The organism is Ferruginibacter lapsinanis (assembly GCF_020783315.1).
Lineage (GTDB): Bacteria > Bacteroidota > Bacteroidia > Chitinophagales > Chitinophagaceae > Ferruginibacter > Ferruginibacter lapsinanis.
Window position 1 is genome coordinate 3195125 of sequence record NZ_CP086063.1, and the last position, 21846, is coordinate 3216970.

Consider the following 21846-nt stretch of genomic DNA (forward strand, 5'->3'; position numbering starts at 1 on the left):
AAGTGGTTCCTTTTTTATTGTATCGATTATTTTATTGAGCCCTGTTTCCAAAGTTCCTCGGCTTTTCTGCACCAAATCTTTTCTTTGGTTGGTTGCCATTACTACCTCCGTTCCTGTTACCAAAACTTCTTTGCGGACGTTGCTGCTGTGGCGCAGGACGTTTAACAAATCCGGAGAATGTTGTATGATACGGATGATGTTCGTTCACCGGGATCTGTTTGCCGATCAATTTATGTATATCTTTCAGATCACTCATTTCTTCTGCATCGCAAAAAGAAAAAGAAGTACCGCTTAAGCCTGCCCTACCGGTACGGCCTATACGATGCACATAGGTTTCTGCTACATTTGGTAATTCATAATTGATCACATGTGTCAATTCATCCACATCAATGCCACGGGCAGCAATATCAGTAGCCACTAAGATCCTTGTTTCCCTGTTCTTAAAATTGCTTAATGCTCTTTGTCGGGCATTTTGAGATTTGTTGCCATGAATAGCTTCTGCACTCACGCCGATCCTTGTAAGCTCTTTCACAACTTTATCAGCACCATGCTTTGTACGGGTGAACACCAACGCCGTTTCAATATTTTTATCTTCGAGGATATAAGCCAGTAATGATCTTTTATTTTCTTTTGCTACAAAGAATAATGATTGCTCAATAGTATCTGCAGTAGAAGACACCGGAGCTACTTCTACTTTTTCAGGATTCTTTAAAATACTGTTTGCCAATGATTGAATCTCATCAGGCATCGTTGCAGAAAAAAACAATGTTTGTCTTTTTACAGGAATTTTTGTGATGATCCTTTTTACATCATGCACAAATCCCATATCTAACATACGGTCAGCTTCATCCAGCACAAATATTTCTATTTCGTTCAAACGGATATGCCCCTGGCTGATAAGATCTAACAAACGGCCGGGAGTAGCTACTAAAATATCTACGCCTCTTCTCAACGCATCCACTTGTGGATTTTGGTTTACGCCACCAAATACCACCAGGTTTTTCAAGCGCAGGTGTCGTCCGTAAGCGTTAAAACTATCCTGTATCTGAATGGCCAGCTCACGTGTAGGAGTCAATATCAACGCTCTTATAGGGCGTTGACCACTACTCTCCATTGTTTTGGGTTTGGCTAATAATTGCAACATCGGTATAGCAAATGCTGCTGTCTTTCCTGTGCCTGTTTGTGCACAGCCAAGTAGGTCTTTGCCTTCCAGGATATGAGGAATGGCCTGTTGCTGAATGGGGGTAGGTTTTGTATAACCTTCTTCAGTAAGCGCATCTAGTATGGGCTTAATGATCTTTAAGTCTGTAAATAACAATGTAATTTTTTTAAAAATTAGTGCGGAAATGAAGTCGTTAACTTCATCATCATAAACGAGTATACCCTGTTCGTTGGGATATTTTATTGGGGAGTGATATTTCTACAATAAACTGGCTTGTAATGCCGCTAAATAAATGAACTGGTGCGAAGGTAGGCTAAAATTACCGTATAGCCGGCAAAACTTTAAAATACATTCACCACTAAATAGTTATACCAAAGGAAAAGAAAACATATTTTCTTAGAAAAAAAACGGGAACGATTGCGTAAAATAGTGTAACTTTTATAAAAAAAGACCCCTCTTTTCCTAGTATCTTTTTTTTATAGACTGTATATTTGGTTTGCTTTCAATACATATGGAAACCCTCTATTCTTCAGTTAAAATATTTTCTTACTAAAAATTAAAACGATTGTTATGAAAAAAATCTTTTACTATTTATTCTTTACTGCCTGTTTTTTTTCTTTGCAAGCACATGCACAGCAACAGATCTTTGATTTTGCAAGTGCTACCTCTGGTGGATCTCCATCCGGTTATACCAAAACCGGTGTTGGTACTTACTACAAGGGTACTACAGGAGGAACGATCACGGATGGTTCTGCAAATTGTGATACTTATACACCCTCAAAAGCAACAAGTAGTTCGTTGTTTATTTTTGTAGCTGTAAATGATATTACTAAAATTACAGTACGAGGTACCGGTACAGGAAGTAACAGAACCTTCTCTGCATTAGCAACTTCTTCTACATTAGCCGGAACATATACTGCTGATGCTGGCGCTGCCGGCGTTGGAACAATCAACGGCAGTACCTGTGGATCGATCGCCGTTACGCCGTCAGCCACTATTACGGCGGGCACCTATATACGGATAACGTTTTCCGGAAACTTAAATGTAACCTCTTTATTAATTGATGCGAACATTGGTGTAGCTCCAACAGTTACCACCAACGCTTCAGTTGCTACATCGATCACTTCATCTACTGCAACATTGGGAGGACAGCTCACAGATGCAGGATCAACAGCAGTAACTGTTAGTGGTTTCTGTTATGGTTTAACGGCTAATCCTACAACAGCCGATTCAAAAACTACTGATGGACCTACAGCAGTTGGTGCAATAACAAGTAATATAAGCGGACTGGCTTTCAGCACAACATATCATGTAAGAGCATATGCTACCAATAGTGCAGGAACTTCTTATGGCGCAGATCAAACATTTACCACATCAGCGCCTTCTTCTCCTACAGCAATTGCAAGCCCTGCTTCATTAAATTTTGGTACAATACTTACAAATACTACTTCAGCTGAAAAAACATTTACAGTTGTAGCAGGTGGATTAAGCCCTGCAAACGGCAATATTACTATTACCCCTCCTTCAGGTTACCAGGTATCGTTAACAAGTGGAAGCGGTTTTGCATCAAGTGTTACTATTCCTTACACCGGTGGAGCTTTTGCTTCTACTACAGTCTATGTTAATTTTACTCCTACAGCCGTGATTGCATATAATGGCAATATCACTGTTACCGGAGGAGGCATCACTACACAAAATGTTGCAGTTATTGGTGCAGGTACTGATGTTGCTTTTGAGATAGGTGATTATAAATCAGTTGCCACCGGTAACTGGGGCACTAACGCAACCTGGAACAAATGGGATGGCACCAACTGGGTTGCATCTGCTGATTTCCCTAATGCAACAACAGCAAATGTGTATATCACTGATGGCTTTACTGTTAATGCAGAAACTTCTGGCAGAAGTGTAAAAAATCTGTATGTAAACGGAAGCAGTACACTGAAATCAAGCAACCTGGTAAACTCACCATTATATCTTAAAATTTACGGAACAACCTTTGATGTACAACCTGGTTCGTTAGTTGGAAATGTAGCTACCGGTAATAATGCTGATGGACTTAGCTTAGATATATTTAGTACAGGCCTTACTGTTAGTGGCGGTGGTACAATCAATTTATCAAGAATGAGAACCAATACTGCAAGCACTACTGTTACCATCAACACCAACGTAGTATTGAACTATCATGGATCGGGTAATGCCGGTAATGCAGCAGGCTATTACACTGTAGCAGGTGATAATAATACATTAACCATCAATGCAGGTAAGACATTGACCTTTGCACCATGGAGTTGTTATACACCTATATCAAGCTCTCATACTAACGGTACTTTCAATCAAGTCATCAACGTAAACGGAACATTAACTTTCATAGATGGTCTTGCACCAGGTAATGCTACTGCAAACGGATGGGCAGGGCATACCAACGGATACTTTAGTTTTGGTGCTGCTGCAGGTAAAACATTTGTGCTGAATATCGGAAGCACCGGAACAATGAATGTATCTGAATTTTATCCTAACGGAACCAAAGCTGATAATACGCCTGGTACAGGCGACCCGGTTACTATTAACATTGCAGCCGGTGGCGTGTTGAACGTTTCAAAAATTGCTGACTTCCGTAATGCTACACAAACTGTTACCGGAGCCGGTACATTTACTTTAGCAATAGGTGCTAAATTAAGGATCGGTTCAGTGGATGGTATCACAGCATCAGCAGCTGCTGGTCCTATCCAAACCACTACCCGTAATTTTTCAGGAGGTGCCGTATATGCTTATGAAGGTATTGCAGCCCAGGTTACCGGTTCTGGCTTACCTTCTACAATTGGTGGCCTGATCATCAACAATGCAACAGGTGTAACTGCAAGCAACAGTGTACTTATATTAGATTCTCTAAATCTTACTAATGGACTTCTTAATGTTACTAGTTCGGAAATGCCAACATTGGCTGAAGTAGGTATTGTAAATGGAGGTAGTACCGCTTCACACGTGAACGGGCCAATGGGTAAATTAACTGTAAGCACAGCCTCTTTCTCTTTCCCTGTAGGTAAAGGAGGAGTGTACCACCCTGCTACTATTATTCCTGCAGCAAATACTTCGAGTAGCTATACCGCAGAATACTTCAACACATCAGGAGCTTCTACTACTTCAGTTTTATCTCCGTTGATTTCTGTAAGTACAAGTGAATACTGGAACATTGCAAGAAACAGCGGAGCTGATGCACAGGTTTCTTTAGGTTATGACAATACTAAAACCACCACGTGGTCAAACGGCGGAACACCTGATGCGGCACATGATATCTGTGTTGCACATCTTGGCGCTTCATGGGCTGATGAAACAGGAACTACCGGTACAGATATGTTTGGAAACCTTGCTACAGGAACTGTTACCTCACAGGCATTAAGCTCATTCAGTCCATTTACTTTTGGTTTAAAACTGACTGATGTTACACCGGTAATACTTAAATCATTCAATGCAACTTTAGTTAACGGACAAACAAAACTAATATGGTATACAACGAATGAAATAAACATTGCAGGATATACTATTGAAAGAAGTACTGATGGCGCTAACTTTACCAATGCAGGTTTAGTAAACGCTGCTAACTTAGAAAGCAATAGTTATACATTCACTGATGCAGCTATCACAAGTGGTGTTACTTACTATCGTATTCGTATCACTGATAAAGCCGGTATGATCAAATACAGCTCTATCATTGCGGTTAATAATAAGAAAGCAGATCAACTGAATGTATTCCCTAATCCTGTTGTAAACAATTTATATGTTTCGCATAAAAAAGCAACAGACGGAGCTACATTAAAAGTGTATGCAATGGATGGCAGACAAATGAAAGCAGTAGTGATCACTAAAAATGCTGTTCAGTCAACCATCAATGCATCTTCACTTGCTAAGGGTACATACAAATTAGTATTCACTAACGGAGAAGATGTTCAGTACATCAAATTCGTAAAACAATAGTTAAACCAAACCTTAAACCTTATCCATTCCAAAGGCTGCCTTCGGGCAGCCTTTTCTTTTTGTAGTAAACAAATAAATGAGGTAGTATACAAACGCAAAAAACTCTTGTCAGTAGTAAACCAACAAGAGTTATTTAATATCTTTTAAAGAATCTTAATTAAGTTGCGAAATTAATAAGATCACGGTAGTACCAAATGTAAGCACACTGGCTACTAAAATAAGTTTTACTGATAATGCTTTCATAGATTGGGTTTTTTGATTAACAATAGGACAAAATATGCCCATAAAGAGGTAAAACGTTTTAAAATCCGACTTAGTATGTACCAGGCGTACTTTTTTTTTCTGTTTCTGCCAATAATAAAGCTGGTAAACACTATGAAAAAAGAATAAAAATCCCTACTTTTCTAAAAACCATCTATGAATGTTTTTTTTAACTATACAGCCAACTTTATAAAAACATATATGACGGGAATATTTCCTATTCTTTTATATAGTTGCTCAGTTGTAGAAACCAGACACTTCAGCCAGCCTTTAGTAAATGTTCAAAATATCTCTAAGCAGAATAAATCAACATATTATAGAATAAATCCCCGGTTGAACAGGTTCGATAACAAACAGATGCCTTCAACTTTCGAGGATTCATTAGATAATACTATTATAAGTATATCGCTGGAAAACGAATTCACCTCCGCAATCATAGGACCTCCGTTTATTCCAATAATTCCACATAAGGTAGGATATGGTTATCCCGACGACAAAAAACATCCGATGGGAAATGAAAAAGACGATAAAATAATAATGAATATCACGGTGATAGCTAAAGGAAATGATATAATCAGTTTTACTCCCTCATCGTTTAGTATCAAAAAATCAAATGGCAGTAGTGCAAACGCAATATCATTCTTCGAAGCAGGTTCATCAAATCAAATAAAAGCAGAACAATCGGTTCAATTCAGTTCTTCAGACAATAAGGTTGAACGGAAAACATGGAAAATAGTTTTTACCCCAGGCATACATGTAAATGATCTACCCACTATCTTTCTTAATTCATTAAAAATAAACAATAAAGATTTTCATACAGAAGGCATTGCCTTCAGCCATGGTAAACGTTCTTTCTATTCTCCTTTTATAAGTATAAATGGATAAAGACAAACATTAAGTAAACCAATCCCAGATTATTGCTTCAACAAAAAAGCTTTTAACAACTCCCCATCAGCATTGATCACCGTACTCTTTTTTTCCAGGTTGATCTGTGCCTGAATTGACTCAGGAACAGGCACTTTCTCCCCTATTACCGGCTCTACCACATCATAGAACTTCACCGGATGTGCTGTTTCCAGTATCATGCCTTTATCAGCAGGATGATCTTTTTGATATCGCTCCAACGCTAAATAGCCAACAGCTCCATGAGGATCTAATAAATAATGATCTGTACGTTTTACCTTAAGTAAAGTATCCCTTGTTTCATCATCGGTGATACTACAGGCACTCAATACCTCTTTCAGATTATCGATTTGATTATCAAAAATTTCTAAAATGCGTACGAAGTTGCTCGGGTTACCAACGTCCATTGCATTGGAAATAGTGGCCACCGCTTTTTTAGGCGTGTACTGTCCTGTTTTAAAAAATTCAGGAACAATATCATTGGCATTGCATGCTGCAATAAAATGTTTTACAGGTAAGCCTGAGATATGCGCTAAGATACCTGCACAGATATTTCCGAAATTGCCACTCGGCACAGAAATAACAGGAGGGTTATTTTTCTCCACCCATTGTTTGTAAGCAAAGAAATAATAGAATTGTTGTGGCAACCATCTTGCCACATTGATAGAGTTTGCAGAGGTTAAAAATAATTTTTCATTCAGCTCTTTATCTGTGAAAGCATGCTTCACCATTTGCTGACAATCATCAAAGGTGCCGTTCACTTCGAGCGCATGAATATTTTTACCTAACGTAGTTAATTGTTTCTCTTGTACAGAACTTACTTTACCTGAAGGATATAAGATCACCACATCTACCCCATCTACATCATAAAATCCATTGGCCACTGCGCCACCCGTATCACCTGATGTTGCCACCAGCACCGTTACTTTTTTATTTTGTTCTTTTACAAAATACCCCAGGCAACGGCTCATGAATCTTGCCCCCGTATCTTTAAACGCCAGCGTAGGACCATGATATAATTCAAGAGAAGAAATATTCTCATTGATCTTCACCAGCGGACTATCAAAGTTCACCGTCTCTGCCACGATCTTTCTCAACACTTCTTCCGGTATTGTATCACCCACATAAGGTTTGATCACCTGGTAAGCAATTTCTTCGTTACTGTATGATGTAATATTTTCTATCAGCTCTTTTGAAACTGTAGGTATATGTTCAGGAAAATACAATCCTTTATCAGGCGCTTGTCCCTGAATAGTGGCTTCCTTAAAACTTACGTTTGGAGATTGATGATTTGTACTGTAGTACTGCATTTATAAAATTAAAAATGAAAAATGAAAAACTAAAAATTCAGCGCTCTTATATCCGAAACTCTTATTTATTTACACTCGCTATAATCCTCGATTCAATCTTCTACATAATGTAGAATTACTAATGTACAGTTTACAGTAGTACAAAAGCTTAATCGGAGTACCAACCGACAAAGGGGATGTAATCCTTTGTCGGGGCCTTTTTTTGGTTCTTTTTTGGGCAAGCAAAAAAGAACAACACACATTTATGCATCAACTATTTTAACCCCTGTCTTATTAATAGTAGTAACATACGTATTGTAATCAAGCCCGATCTTATTATAAACATCCTTCATCACTTCATTCACTGCATTAGCCGTTGCCTCCGTTTCACTCAACATAAAAATAGAAGGTCCGCTACCGGATATACCTCCACCCAATGCACCCGCTTCTTTACACAAACGTTTTACATCATCAAAACCAGGTATCAGAATACTGCGTACGGGTTCTATGATCACATCTTCCAAAGAGCGACTAATAAGTGGCAGGTCATTTTGTATAAAGCCTGCTACCAACCCTGCAATATTTCCCCATTGTTTGATCGCATCTTTCAACTTCACTTCTTTACGCAAAATTTGTCTTGCATCAGACGTCTTCACTTCTATCTGCGGATGTACAACGGTAACGAATAAGTCAGGAGAAGGGATGCTCACAATATCCAACGGATGAATACCACGTATCAACGTAATCCCTCCATAGATACAGGGTGCCACATTATCCGCATGTTTTACACCGCTGGCAACTTTTTCGCCAAACATCGCAAAGCGCACCATATCTTCCTTAGAAAAAATATTACCCAGTAAATGATTCGCAGCTACCGTAGCACCCGCCGCACTGGCAGCACTGCTACCAATACCACTACCCGGTTTTATCTTTTTATGAATGATCACTTCAAAGCCAACATTACCACCCACTTCATTGATCATTTCAATTAAAGGAGCACCTGCCGTATTCATTGCAGGGTCTAACGGCAAAGGATAGCCGTCTGCGCTTTTGATAATGATCTCTTTCGTATCCAGCATCGTCACTTCCATCAAATCATTCGGCTCGTTGATGCACATACCAAGTACATCGAAGCCACAAACCAAATTCGCTACAGTACCAGGAGCAAGTACTTTTACATACCCCCCCCGCCCCCTAAAGGGGGAGCTTGGTCCCCCGGCTTCGGAAGAACTGCTATTATATTGTAAATTTTGCTGTTTGCTATTCATAAATACTTTTTCAAATTTAATGCTCCAAGTTCCCCCTTTAGGGGGCGGAGGGGGTAGTTTTTGCTATTCATAATATTTTTCAAAGTTTAATACTCCCTAGTTCCCCCTTTAGGGGGCGGAGGGGGTTTATGCTCTTGATGCTCTGATTATATCCGCAAACACTCCACTCGCCGTCACTTCAGCACCTGCACCTGCACCCTTTATTACAAGAGGCTGATCAACATATCTATCCGTATAAAACAACACAATATTATCCTTACCATACAAATGGAACAGATCATGCTCCGGATGAATATGCTGCAAACCTACAGACGCTTTACCATTCTCATACTTAGCAACAAACTTCAGGATATTCCCTTTAGAAGCTGCTTCATCATACAACTTTTTAAAGTGAGCCTCATGTTTCACCATCGATGCAAAGAAATCATCTACTGATCCCTGCATACATTCTTCCGGCATAAAGGAGTTGTTGGTAATATCGTCCAGTTCTATTTTAGACCCACACTCACGTGCAAGAATTAAGATCTTACGCATCACATCTTTACCACTTAAGTCTAAACGAGGATCCGGTTCAGTATACCCTTCTTTCTTCGCCTGCATCACCACGTCAGAAAAACCTTCGCCTTTATAGTTGTTGAAAACAAAATTCAATGTACCACTCAATACCGCTTCTATCTTACGCACTTTATCGCCACTGCGAATCAAATCGTTTAGTGTACCAATCACCGGTAGACTAGCCCCCACATTTGTTTCGTATAAGAAACCTGCATTGAATTCATTTGCCAATTCTTTCAAGCTCTTAAAATATTCAAACGAAGAAGAAGCGGCTATCTTATTACACGCTACTACAGAAATACTTTTTGATAACAACCTGTCATACAGTTCAGCAATATCCGCATTCGCTGTAACATCTGCAAACACTGAGTTACGTACGTTCTTCTCAATAATGGTATTGATAAAACCTGCACTAGTCATATGCACACCATCTTTCAACAATGTTTCTTTCCAGTTTGCCAGATCAATACCACCATTATCATTGAACAACATTTTGGTACTGTTGGCAATGCCCGCTACTTTCACTTTAATACGAAGGTATTTTTGTAAGTAAGATTGTTGTTTGTGCAATTGCGCCAATAATTTACCACCCACATTACCCACACCAGCCACAAATAAATTGATCTCTTTATACGTTGTTTCAAAAAATGCTTCATGCAATACGTTGATCGCTTTCTTCACATCCTTGGCTCCTATCACTGCAGAAATATTTCTTTCAGAAGACCCCTGGGAGATAGCACGAACATTCACCCCATTACGACCCAGTGTACCAAACATTTTACCACTGATACCCGGGTGACTACGCATATTATCACCCACCAGTGCAACAATAGCCAACTCTCTTTCCATACCCAATGGTTCCACTTTGTTGGTTTCTATTTCGTAGCTGAATTCTTCATCCACCACTTTCTTTGCCAATGCAGCATTTGCATCATCAATACCCACACAAATAGAATGTTCAGAAGAACTTTGTGTAATTAATATCACATTGATCTTTGCATTGGCCAATGCACCAAACAATCTTTTGCTAAAACCCGGAATACCGATCATACCGCTACCTTCCAAACTCAACAACGTTATTTTACCAATGCTGGAGATACCACGGATGCTGGTATCATCTTTTGCTGCATCTTTTTCAATCACTGTACCAATATCACCCGGCGCAAAAGTATTTTTGATCCAGGTAGGAATGCCTTTTTTCAAAACCGGTTGAATCGTTGGCGGGTAGATCACCTTTGCTCCAAAATGCGACAATTCCATCGCTTCCTGGTAAGAGATACGGGGGATCATTTTCACATTCGTTACAATACGGGGATCCGCCGTCATCATACCCGATACATCTGTCCAGATCTCTAAGGTATGTGCATTCAATGCCGCTGCTAAAATAGCCGCGGTATAGTCGGAGCCACCACGCCCCAGCGTAGTGCCTTCCCCAGCTTCATTGCTAGAAATGAACCCGGGAAGTATAAATAATTTAGAAGAAGAAGCTGCAAACTTAGCCGCCACTTTTTTATCTGTAACTGCAAAATCTACCGCAGCTGACCCGAAATTAGAATCGGTGGTAATGATCTCCCTGCTGTCGATCCATTCACATTCACCCACCGCATCTTTTAATCTAGCCGCAATGATCTGCGACGATAATAACTCTCCATAGCTCACAATGCGGTCTTTGGTATGCTCCGATAATTCTTTCAGTAAAAAGATACCGTTGCAGATATCTTCTATTTCGTTGCACAATGTTTTTACCAGGCTCAGCACACTGCTTTGCTGCGTAAGTGGTAATAATTCTTTAACGGTTTGTAAATGGCGTTGTTCCGCCTCCTGTAATTTATCTTTGTACGCCTCGTTACCAGCCGCAGCCAGAGCGCTGCACCCCAATAACACATCTGTAATACCCCCCAGTGCCGACACCACCACCACGGTGGTATCTGTTGCTACTTTATCCTTTACGATGGCTACTACTTTATTGATATTTTCTGCATTGGCAACCGAACTGCCTCCAAACTTTAAAACCTGCATTGCTGTTTATTTAATGGTATATATAATAATGATTAATAATTCGTTCTTGTGAACTAAAAGCTAAAAAGTGCCCAAAGGTAATATGAAAATGTACAACCCTAACGGGTTGTTGTAGAAATTGTGGTAGTGCTGCTAATTATAGCAGAAAAAGAAGGGATAATATGTGTTTTGTTGTGTACCACGACGTTTGTAAAACGAAGATAAGGGGAAAATATTATATTTTGATGTGCTGATGTGCTAATATGCCGATGTGCTGATGAAAAAATGTTAGTTTCTACCAATTTTACTTTCACTCTAACAATAAACGAACTGTCAGTCTGAGTTTGTCGAAGACGTCCCTAAAACTAAAACTCCCCAATCAGCATATCAGCACATCGACAAATCAGCACATTAGTAGCATGGGCAGAGTGCAAAGCCGGGCTTTAGGCTCGGGCTATCCGTTACAAGCCATGCCTGCGGCATGGGCTTTCCACTCCTATCCCGGCTATGCTGGGCAGAGGAACGTTATTGGGCTTTTGGATGTTATATTGGGGAGTATTAGTATATTAGCCGAAAATGGCACAATCGATTCCTTCAATATATAAGTTGCCGCAACTATTTAAGAACAGAGTTAACTTATAACTAACCTTATAGAACATACTGACGCCAAAAATGCTAGTAGAGTTAAAAAATGACCTCATAACTAAACCTGCAAAGGATATTTATCACAAGTATCTTTTAGGACAAGATGTTTGGTATTTCAAAGAGCACTTGAAATTGCCTGACCACTCAAAAAAATACGATGAGCTTAAATACTATATTTCAAATGGACTTGACATACACTTCAACAATATTGCAATCGTTGGGAGTGCAAAAACTGGCATAAGTTTTAATCCTTCAAATAAATTCAGATACTTCCAGCAAGACTCTGATTTTGATATTGTATTAGTGTCCCCTAGACATTTTGAAAAATTTTGGAACGCATATGTTGACATGTTTTATAATCAAGTAATTATACCCGAATATGACAGTGTATCAAAATCAATATTTAAGAAATTTATTTCCTTAAAAGACCCAACACAGAAACATAAAGACATAAAAGAATGGGTAAAAACGGTAAATCCATTTGTAAAGGATTTGCAACAATTTTTTGGAATAGCACATGATATAAATTATCGAATATATGACTCGTGGGAATCTGTAGAAAAATATCACTATTTTGGAATATCACAATTCAAAAACTTTGTAGCAAACAATAAAAAAAAGGAAATGCAAATTGCTGCAATTATTTCTTCACTAATCAATAAAGGCAATGGCAACAATTAACGAACAAATAAATATTGAATCCCATACTATAAAGTGGGTTATTGATTCAATGAGGGCAACTCGTTTGACAGTCGACAACAGTTTCCAACGAAATTACGTCTGGCTTGAAAAACATCAAATAAAATTGATTGAAACAATTTTAATGGGTTTCCCTATTCCTGAAATTTATTTATGGCAAAAAGAAACCGATGCTAAGACAGGAGATATGAAGTTAAGCATCATTGATGGACAACAACGACTTGGAGCAATTTTAGATTTTATCAATGATGAATTTGCTCTAACATCTACTTCACTTGATGAAGAAAATATTAAAAAGGAATATACAGGAAAAAAATTCTCGGAATTAACCGATGAGTTTAGAAATGCAATTTGGGAATTTAAATTATCAATACGTTTCGTCAATAAGACTATTGAGAGAAGTGATGTGGTTACAATGTTCCTTAGATTAAATAGCACTAATATGACATTGAATCCACAAGAACTTCGCAATGCTGAGTTTGAAGGGGCTTTTATCAAAGCAGCTGCCGAGATTTCTGAAAATCCATTTTGGGAGAGCCATTCAATATTCAATGTTCAAGATTTACGCAGGATGAATGACATCCAATTTATAAGCAGTATTCTTATGTTCTTCCGCCTAGGAATTGGAGAGGATACAACACAAGCCAATTTTAATAAGGTTTATGACCTATATAACAAAGAATATCAAGAAAAAATCGATGACCAAAAGCTATTTTACTTGATCGTTGCTGAAACTGAAAAAATAATTGGAGGTGACAAAGAGATAGAAAGGTTTCTTAAGAAGAAAACACATTTATATTCTCTTTTTTTGGTAATTTATTATTTCATAAAGAAACAAGGAGGTGTACAACAAAAACAAATTGAGCAATACAAAAAATTTGTAGAGGCATATAACGATAACGAAAAACTCATTGCACACTTTAAAGACTTGAAAACTCAATCAGAAATTAATGAATATAAAAAATTAAGTTCAACAGGAACCCAAGGCAAAACAAATCGTATGCGTAGAAATGATATTCTTAAAGATATCCTAGAATAACCCCCACTCTCGTTGGTACAAGAGTCCGAAAATTTTTAAATGAAATTGTATTAAACATATTCTTTACAACTTTAATATTAAGAAAAAATCATGGAGAGATTCGCAACCATAGTAACTATAGTTGGTGGCATATTTGGAATAATATCTATAATCTATATTAGGCATAAGGATAAAAAGGAAAAAAGAAAAGAGAAAGAGGAGGGAAAAGCATTTTTGCCAACTTGTGATGTTCATTTATTTTCTAGACTCAAATTAACCGAAAAAGAATACCAATTTGCCATAGGTCTCCCAAGTGAAGTATCGAATAAGGATCACTATATATTAAGTTTACCACTTTCAATTGGGAATACAGGAGGCTCCGATTTGGAGGATGTCAAAATAGTTTTTCGTTATCAAAAAGAATCTCCTTTAGCAATTAGCAACGAAGTGATAAAATTCCAACCTATAACCAATTTAGTTAAAGCTTCAAGGAACTTTGAAAAGACTGATGAGGGGCAATTTGCTACCTTTCATTTAAACAAAATACCAATAAAAGTTTCAGCACGACTTAATGAGCCAATCAGCTTATTCCCTTCACCACAAAAAATGACCATTCCTTTAAAAAGTAAAACAGATATAAAATTAGTAGGGAACCTTAAGTTTGAAATCAAGTATTTTTTCGAATTCTATGTAAGTGCCAAAAATACAGAGATTAAAAAAATAAAAATAAATATCTATGCTTATCCTTCCAAAAATATTGAAGAATTGGTGAATATCGTTGCTGCGAAAATTGAGAACAATATAAACAAACGCCCTGATGATAAATTCCCAGAAACTGTAATGTTATTTTATCCGGATTTTACATTCCATAGTAAACAAGAAGGCTATTCTTTTTACACAGCAACTGTCAATTATGAAAAATTCAGAAGTGTATATGTAAAAGATTATAAAATTATAATTCAAAAATATGTCGAAAGCGATAATCAAATAACTGAAATACCTATATAATATATTCACCCATCACGATTACAAAATGACATTAACTATTTTAGATATACAAACAGTTATTGATTATATCATTAAAAACAAAGAATGGATATTTTCTGGAATAGGCATTTTTGTTTTCACAGGAATATTATGGCTACTTCGTAAAATATTTATACCAAGTGCTACAAAAGGAATCAGACAGCCAACTTCAAATGAAGAAAAAGATCCCCCTTCAAACCACTGGCAAGCTATTGCACCACCAAATAGCAGATATAAAACTGTTACAAAAAAGTCTAGTTCCATTCCAGGAGGTATTCAAACCATTGCATTAGAATATGATACACATGGGCATGCTTATCCACTTAATTTAAAAGGCTCTTTAGTTCGTGCAGAAATTGCTTTTGAATGTCGGCTTAATAATGCTTATAAAGCTGTTTATGAAGGAAATGAATACGCATTAAATTTTCTACCAGCTCAATTCCTAATAAAAGCCAGAGAAATATTGGAAAATTATACACTAAGAAAAATTTTAGATAATAGAGAAATGATTGCAACTGAAATTACCGAAAAACTTAAGGAACATTTTGACAAATATGGTTTCACATTATTACATATAAGTATAGGAGCACTTAATAAGATTAAATGACGAAATGATAATTGATTTACAGATATTTAAAAGAAAAAAACATTAAAAATGAAATTATCCAAACCAGCTTTATCTCGATTATCTGAAATGATATGTGGGAATGACCCAGCTATCCACTGCCCCGGTTCGTGGCACACGAAACGGCAAAGTTTGAAATGCAACTGAAATAAAAATATTTTGTCCCAGCAACGTCTCCGGCACGGGACGTTGCGTCAACTATCAAAGAAGCAACATTAGCAATAGGTCGCAACGTCCTCCCCTTGCACTTAGCCTACGCAGAGAGACGTCGCTAGGACAAAATAACCCTATTCATTAAGACTCACTCGAAATAATATTTATCTTTGAAACAATAAATTACAAATGCAATAATTATGAAGCCTCATCAATCAACGGGCATATTTATTCCGTCAAAAAATAATTTCATAGAACTAACGGATGAAATAGCAGAATGTTCATTAAATGGCATCTCATATCATTTAGGTTATCACCCAGATCAATTGCATCATTTTACCAATCATGACCTGAAATCAAACATATTTAATATAAGCGTAGAAATCTTCACAAAAAACATCGTATTCATTTTAATTGATAAATCTGAAAAATTTATAGAAAGAAAGGATGTGGAAGATTACATGGGCGGCTTTGATATGAATAGGGTATATACTTCATACAACATCAAAACAATATTGGAAGATGGAATTGAGAGTAAATCCCTAAAACTCGATTTCTTGTCTAGGGTTCTTCAAATTGACGACCCCAGTCCCAATGGAATGTTTTTTATACCCCATCTGTCAATGAATCTATTTTTTATAGATGGTATTTTAGTAAGTGCAGATTCCTCTGATGGATTAAATGAATGGGCTCAACATTGGAAAAACTTGAATCCTACGTTCTTTTTAAATTATGAAAAAGAGGCAAGAACTTATTGGGGTGATAATATTGGCCAAATAATTAAAGAAATAAACTTGCAAGCTGATGCTTATGCTAATGTTCCAAATGCAATTAATAATGAATATACTTCTTTACATCTAACAAACTTTGAGAACATAAATTTTGCCATGTTAAAAGTTTGTCACTATGGCCAAGAAATAGATATTGAACTTTTTAGGCAAATTAATTATGGAAGGTACAAGGAGCTTCAACCTAACAAATTCAGAGTTCAAAACTTTATTTATGAGTTTGATGTCACAGGCAACCTTGTAAATTATTTTCAGATATAAATTTAAGCAGCAAACAATCTTATATTATGAGTCTTAGTTATTATTATGACCAAGTGTCAAGACTAGAAAGGGAAATAGCAGATTTACAAAAGAAAATCTCAGATGAAACCAGGAGAGAAGTTGACAAACAAAAACAAATCGATTCAATAAACAGGTCAATAAATAGTTCAACTTCACTTTCTACTTTACAAAGTAAACAAAGGCAAATACAAAGTTATCAAGGCGATATTATTAGGATTCAATCTGCCAAAGCTGATATTCAAAGAAAAATAGCTGATAAAGGAACCGAACTTGCAAAAAAGAAGCAAGAAATCTTAAAAGAAGAAGTCAAAGAAAGAGACAAACTTAAAAGAGAGCAGGAGAACTTCCAAAGAGAACAAGAAGCGTTTCAACGTCAGCAAGAAAATTATCAAAGAGATCAAGAAAGACTTCAAAGAAAACTTCAAAATGATATTTCGAACCAAAAAGATATTCTTAATACATTAGTTCAACAAATACATGCAGCAAACACAACCCAAGTACTCTCTGAAAACAAAGAATATGATTTCTTTATATCACATGCAACAGAAGATAAGGAAAGCTTTGTAAGACCCTTAGCCGAGTCTTTAATTGAAAAAGGTCACAAAGTTTGGTATGATGAGTTTCAATTAAAAATTGGCGACAGTCTCAGAAAAAAAATTGATGAAGGGCTTAAATCTTCAAAATATGGAATTGTTGTTCTTTCTCGTGATTTTTTTAAAAAGAATTGGCCTGAATATGAACTAAATGGATTAGTAGCCAGAGAAATGAATGGAGTAAAGGTTATATTACCAATTTGGCATAATGTTACTAGAGATGAAGTTATTTCTTTTAGTCCAACTTTGGCAGACAAGTTAGCTTTAAATACTGCTATTTATAGTACGGCAGAAATAGTAACTCAATTAGGAAAACTTCTAGAAAATTAAACAAAGTAAAGGAGAAGCAAATTTAATTGCCAATAAAACTGAGATTATGTCGAATAGTAGCTCTACCACCACCTAAATCAATAACAATATTCCAATAGTCATCATGTGGAGCTGCAATTCTTGCAGGAAAATATTCAAAGAATCCCCCCTCTGGCGCAAGTCTTCCGTCAGGATGACTTGATGCCAATCAAATCTTCCGGACTCCGTCCGGCATTTGAAATACAAATGATGACAACAAAAAAATGATAAAAAGAATTACAAAAGTTCAACCTTAACTTATCCTAGGTCAGTACCCCCTCTTGGCGCAAGCATCCGCTTGTGCCCGAATTTAATACACTAACAAGCAATATCTAAATAAAGAAATACTAAAAAACTACAGGCACATTTCGAAAACTCTTTTATGCTCAGGCACAAGCAGATGCTTGCGCCAGCAGTGAGGCGTTCAAAAAGTTTTCACTTTGATCATCATCATTTTCACTTCTATCACCGTCTACATCACTACACTCATTCGTAACATCACTTTTACCAATGTCATTTTAGCTACGCTCAACAGCAACATCATTTTTAACAACATCATTTTCGTTATTAAAAAAATATCTTTCACAACAAGCAACCGCATCATCATTTTTAGCGACTATATTTTATATAATAGCAACATCATCATCACAACAATCATAGTCGTCATGCTAACACTTAACTTAACCCCCATTTTTAAAGCAAGAGGAATCGACAGGCCATACGCCACCTTAGTAAAAGCAGGTATCTCAAGAATGTCCGCCGGGAAGATACTCAACGGCACCACCCGTATCTTTCGTTTAGATCACATCGAGATCATTTGTACCATCCTCAATTGCGAACCCAACGACCTCCTTCAATGGACACCAACAAAAAACCAGGTTTATCCCACCACCCATCCCCTCAGCAAACTCAAACAAACAGACATATCCTCCAACATCAGGGAAACCCTTTCCACCATCCCATTAAAACAATTAAAAGAATTAGATAACATCATCATCAATCAAAACAAAGAAAACATCAACGAACCATAAAGCCCCATATCTGCACCAGTGAAGTATCTTTTCTTTTTGATTTGGAGATTTGGATATTTGAAGATGATAAAACATGATGTAGAATTACTGAAGTTGAGTTTACAGTTTGAAAATCCCGAGCGTAGTCTCGGGAAGTACAAAAGTTAAATCAGGGAAACAACCGACAAAGCGGATGTAATGCTTTGTCGGGGTCTTTTTTTTGGAACATCCCGATGATTTCGGGAGTTTCTTTTTTGGGCAAGTTGTAAATCCCGATTATTTCGGGGCAAAAAAGAAAATAACAAATTAGATACCCTTTGTTGTAATAGGGCCGTCTTCGACAAGCTCAGACTGACAGCTTTTATAATTGTAAAAGCCTTTTTATACCACTGCCCCGGTTCGTGGCACACGAAACGGCAAAGCTTGAAATCTAACTGAAATAAAAAAAATGTTTCGTGTGCCACGAACCATGGCGGAGGAAAGGAACACAAACTAAGGCTACACTACAACTGTTTTATTTTACCCCTGGCACAAGTTTTTTTATCTCTGCTTCCAGGTAATCGATTTTTAACAATTGTTGCTTAAGCATTTCATTTTCTTTTTTTATCGCTGCGTTTTGTTGCTCAAGTTTATCAATTTTGATCGACTGATCGGCGCTGCGTTTTTCAAGTCCTTTCAACATGATCATCATAATGCCATCCATATCAGCACTGGCTAATAAGGTATCACACCCTATAGTACCAATTTTATCTTTACCAAATGCGGCATAAATATCCTGTGCCATAGGACCATAGTGTCGGAAGCTTTTTGAATCCTGACCAATATAATTCCATGATCCCAAATTCAATGTTGATAATTTAGTCAGGAAATAGTCGGTTGATGCAGGAACAAAATTTTCTTTCTTTCTTACATCAGATATTACAGACCATGAACTACCTCCGGCAGGTATTTGTACCCCAACCGTCATAGATGCATTTGTAAATAATCTATACCCTCCGGCAAAACGCATCGACAGCTGATTATTGGCACTTGCCTGAGTACTATCAGTAGTAGAACCATCAGAAAAAACCATTGCACCAGCATGACCATTCGTGCTTGCTCTCTGACCAATTGCTACACTGTAATCTGCATCGGCTGTACATCGATATCCGATTGCTACTGCACCGGTACCATCACCTATACATGTATATCCTATTGCGGTAGAATACGATCCTGTTGCCTCGCTTTGATAGCCTGATGCAATAGAAGATAATCCAAGCGCTCTTGTGTTGTAGCCAAATGCAACTGTGTAATAACCAATATTCGACTCATCCCATTGAGTACCGCTACTACCTATTGAACCGGCCCTAAATGCTGCTTTTTGTGGATGCCACATCATTTTTTCGCCGGATCCGGTAGCAGGTATAGCCCCAACTCCCAGAATCCCTTTTGCAATTATCCCTCCCCATGCATCAAATCTAAATCGTTCGCTGGGAATAGCAGAAAAACCGGTATAATCCATATCTGTATTTATTTTTACAGCTCCACTATCCAACATTTGGATCCCCAAATTTGAGGAGCCATATTTAGAAATATATCTGGTTCCGGTAATAAGATTACTGGTCAGAGTATGATTTCCCAAATTATCCTGGAATGCAACCCAATTAGTGCCATCATAAACATAATAACCCGGAGTATTATCGATTTGATAAATGATCATTCCTGTAGCAGGTACACCCATCGCATTGCGTTGAGTTAAATTCATTCTGGGTAATAATACACCTCTGGTTGTGCTGGAAATGTCTAATATGGCATCTGCATCCGGATTGGATGTTCCAATGCCTACACTACCATTTCTTCGAATAAACAATGCATTGGATCGGTTGCTATTATTAGCGCCATTACCAACTATAAATAAAGGCGAAGTTGAGTTAGTGAATGTTTCGCCGTTTGAAAGAACAGGATCATTATACATACCTATTGATGTAGAAGCAAAGCCTCTTGCAATAGTTTCAATGCCAAAGGCCGAAGATCCGGTGCCTTGCGCATATGAATTTAGGCCTCCGGCAAATCCATAATTACCATTCGCTTTATTCCCATTACCAAAACTGAAAGAATTAAGTCCAACACTGTCTTTATTCCAGTTATCGTTTGCCTGCACCCCACCTCTAACAGCTATTTTTTCAGGAATATAATAAAAACCTGTATTCGTTGACGTTAGATTAGTAGTTGATGTAGAATTAACAAAATAATGATCAAATCTTATTTGAAAACCTGGCAAAGTGGCCGAAGCGTTAGACCCAAATTGTATATAGATTGGATCATAGCTAAAACCAAAAAAGATCGACTGATTGGTTACATTACCGGAAAAAGTATAACTCTTTGTGCTGTTATAAATACGAAGTGTATCTAATAAAGCCTCGGTTGAAAGATTAATTATTTGTATGCGGCACAATTGTGCCCCTACAGGAAAATTGATCCCCATAGTTATATTTTCATTATTACCATATCCTCCTATTGGGCCGCCACTGTCATAAATATATCCTGCCGAGTCAGAAACAAGTAAACCTCCGGTCATATTGTAAGATGGCACTGCTCCCTGCATAAATACAAAACCACTGTCTGAGTTAGCCACAGTTGCTAATTCCTTCCAGCTACCATCAAAATACCAATGACTTTTTGTTGTAAGATCATATACTGATAAACCACGTGCAGGAGAAACAATCGCTTTTCGTTGATCAGAAGTCATTCTGGGAATCAACAAACCTTTATTAACACTCGTAATGTCCAACATAGAAGAACTATTAGGAGATGCTATTCCAATTCCCACCTGAGCATTAGAAATACCAAAAGAGAAAAGAATAGTTATAAGTAGTAATGTTTTTCTCATAAGTTAAAATTTATGATGTAAAATAAAATAAATTTCAGAAAAAAAGAATATACTTTATGTGAACATATTCAAGATTTATTCAAAACAATTTAAACAAAAGCCAGTAAATTCAGATAAGTGGTCATCAATGAGTTAGTTACGGAATGAATAACCCTTTTGGAACGGCATTGCATACAGTACACCCTTGGTTGTCCCGGCGGGGTTTTCGCCTCACACTTTCCGTAAATCAAAACTGCAACTGCGAAACCCCGACGTTAAACAGCTCTCCCACTGCCCCGGTTCGTGGCACACGAAACGGCAAAGCTTGAAATCTAACTGAAATAAAAAAAATGTTTCGTGTGCCACGAACCATGGCGGAGGCTTCACAGAATGAATAATATAT

The 21846-nt window shown here is 37.3% G+C and carries 15 protein-coding genes; 9 read left to right on the top strand and 6 right to left on the bottom strand.

From position 1 onward, the window contains the following. Positions 1-31: 31 nt before the first annotated feature. Positions 32-1318 carry a DEAD/DEAH box helicase gene (locus tag LK994_RS13280; protein ID WP_229760578.1) on the bottom strand — a complete coding sequence of 429 codons (1287 nt, stop codon included), beginning with the start codon at positions 1316-1318 and terminating at the stop codon, positions 32-34. A gap of 414 nt (positions 1319-1732) precedes the next feature. Here LK994_RS13280 and LK994_RS13285 point away from each other — a divergent pair, with 414 nt between their 5' ends. Beyond that, positions 1733-5134, top strand: coding sequence for a T9SS type A sorting domain-containing protein (locus tag LK994_RS13285; RefSeq protein WP_229760579.1), 3402 nt, complete (start codon positions 1733-1735; stop codon positions 5132-5134). A 417-nt stretch (positions 5135-5551) separates the two neighbouring features. Then, positions 5552-6280, top strand: a complete 729-nt coding sequence (locus LK994_RS13290) for a hypothetical protein (RefSeq protein ID WP_229760580.1) — start codon at positions 5552-5554, stop codon at positions 6278-6280. A 29-nt stretch (positions 6281-6309) separates the two neighbouring features. Here the strand turns inward: LK994_RS13290 and thrC are convergent, their stop codons facing one another. The 3 genes from thrC to thrA form a co-directional block, all read right to left on the bottom strand. Then, complete coding sequence (gene thrC / locus LK994_RS13295; RefSeq protein ID WP_229760581.1) at positions 6310-7608, bottom strand: threonine synthase; 1299 nt, start codon at positions 7606-7608, stop codon at positions 6310-6312. A 242-nt stretch (positions 7609-7850) separates the two neighbouring features. Further along, a complete protein-coding gene (locus LK994_RS13300; RefSeq protein ID WP_229760582.1) occupies positions 7851-8855 on the bottom strand; it encodes a homoserine kinase in 1005 nt (334 codons plus the stop codon). A gap of 126 nt (positions 8856-8981) precedes the next feature. Then, positions 8982-11429 (bottom strand): bifunctional aspartate kinase/homoserine dehydrogenase I, encoded by a 2448-nt coding sequence (gene thrA, locus LK994_RS13305; RefSeq protein WP_229760583.1) that lies wholly within the window; start codon positions 11427-11429, stop codon positions 8982-8984. A 651-nt stretch (positions 11430-12080) separates the two neighbouring features. On the opposite strand from thrA, the gene LK994_RS13310 reads away from it, so the two are divergent. The 6 genes from LK994_RS13310 to LK994_RS13335 all read left to right on the top strand — a co-directional run bounded on the left by LK994_RS13310 (position 12081) and on the right by LK994_RS13335 (position 17567). After that, positions 12081-12734 carry a hypothetical protein gene (locus tag LK994_RS13310; RefSeq protein ID WP_229760584.1) on the top strand — a complete coding sequence of 218 codons (654 nt, stop codon included), beginning with the start codon at positions 12081-12083 and terminating at the stop codon, positions 12732-12734. Further along, complete coding sequence (locus tag LK994_RS13315; protein WP_229760585.1) at positions 12721-13791, top strand: DUF262 domain-containing protein; 1071 nt, start codon at positions 12721-12723, stop codon at positions 13789-13791. The genes LK994_RS13310 and LK994_RS13315 overlap by 14 nt, the downstream gene beginning before the upstream one ends. A gap of 90 nt (positions 13792-13881) precedes the next feature. After that, positions 13882-14778: a hypothetical protein gene (locus LK994_RS13320; protein WP_229760586.1), complete on the top strand. Its 897-nt coding sequence runs from the start codon at positions 13882-13884 to the stop codon at positions 14776-14778. Positions 14779-14803: 25 nt separating this feature from the next. Beyond that, entirely contained in the window at positions 14804-15403 is a 600-nt protein-coding gene (locus LK994_RS13325) for an SPFH domain-containing protein (RefSeq protein ID WP_229760587.1), read from the top strand. Between the two features lie 371 nt (positions 15404-15774). Next, the gene (locus LK994_RS13330) at positions 15775-16623 is read left to right on the top strand and encodes a hypothetical protein (RefSeq protein WP_229760588.1); all 849 of its coding nucleotides are present in this window, start codon (positions 15775-15777) and stop codon (positions 16621-16623) included. A 26-nt stretch (positions 16624-16649) separates the two neighbouring features. After that, complete coding sequence (locus LK994_RS13335) at positions 16650-17567, top strand: TIR domain-containing protein (protein WP_229760589.1); 918 nt, start codon at positions 16650-16652, stop codon at positions 17565-17567. 22 nt (positions 17568-17589) lie between these two features. Here LK994_RS13335 and LK994_RS13340 read toward each other — a convergent pair whose 3' ends face one another. Further along, positions 17590-17754 (bottom strand): DUF1883 domain-containing protein, encoded by a 165-nt coding sequence (locus tag LK994_RS13340; protein WP_229760590.1) that lies wholly within the window; start codon positions 17752-17754, stop codon positions 17590-17592. A gap of 271 nt (positions 17755-18025) precedes the next feature. On the opposite strand from LK994_RS13340, the gene LK994_RS13345 reads away from it, so the two are divergent. Next, positions 18026-18616 carry a helix-turn-helix domain-containing protein gene (locus LK994_RS13345; protein ID WP_229760591.1) on the top strand — a complete coding sequence of 197 codons (591 nt, stop codon included), beginning with the start codon at positions 18026-18028 and terminating at the stop codon, positions 18614-18616. A gap of 493 nt (positions 18617-19109) precedes the next feature. Here the strand turns inward: LK994_RS13345 and LK994_RS13350 are convergent, their stop codons facing one another. After that, on the bottom strand, positions 19110-21464 hold the full coding sequence (locus LK994_RS13350) for a tail fiber domain-containing protein (protein ID WP_229760592.1): 2355 nt from the start codon (positions 21462-21464) through the stop codon (positions 19110-19112). Between the last annotated feature and the right edge of the window lie 382 nt (positions 21465-21846).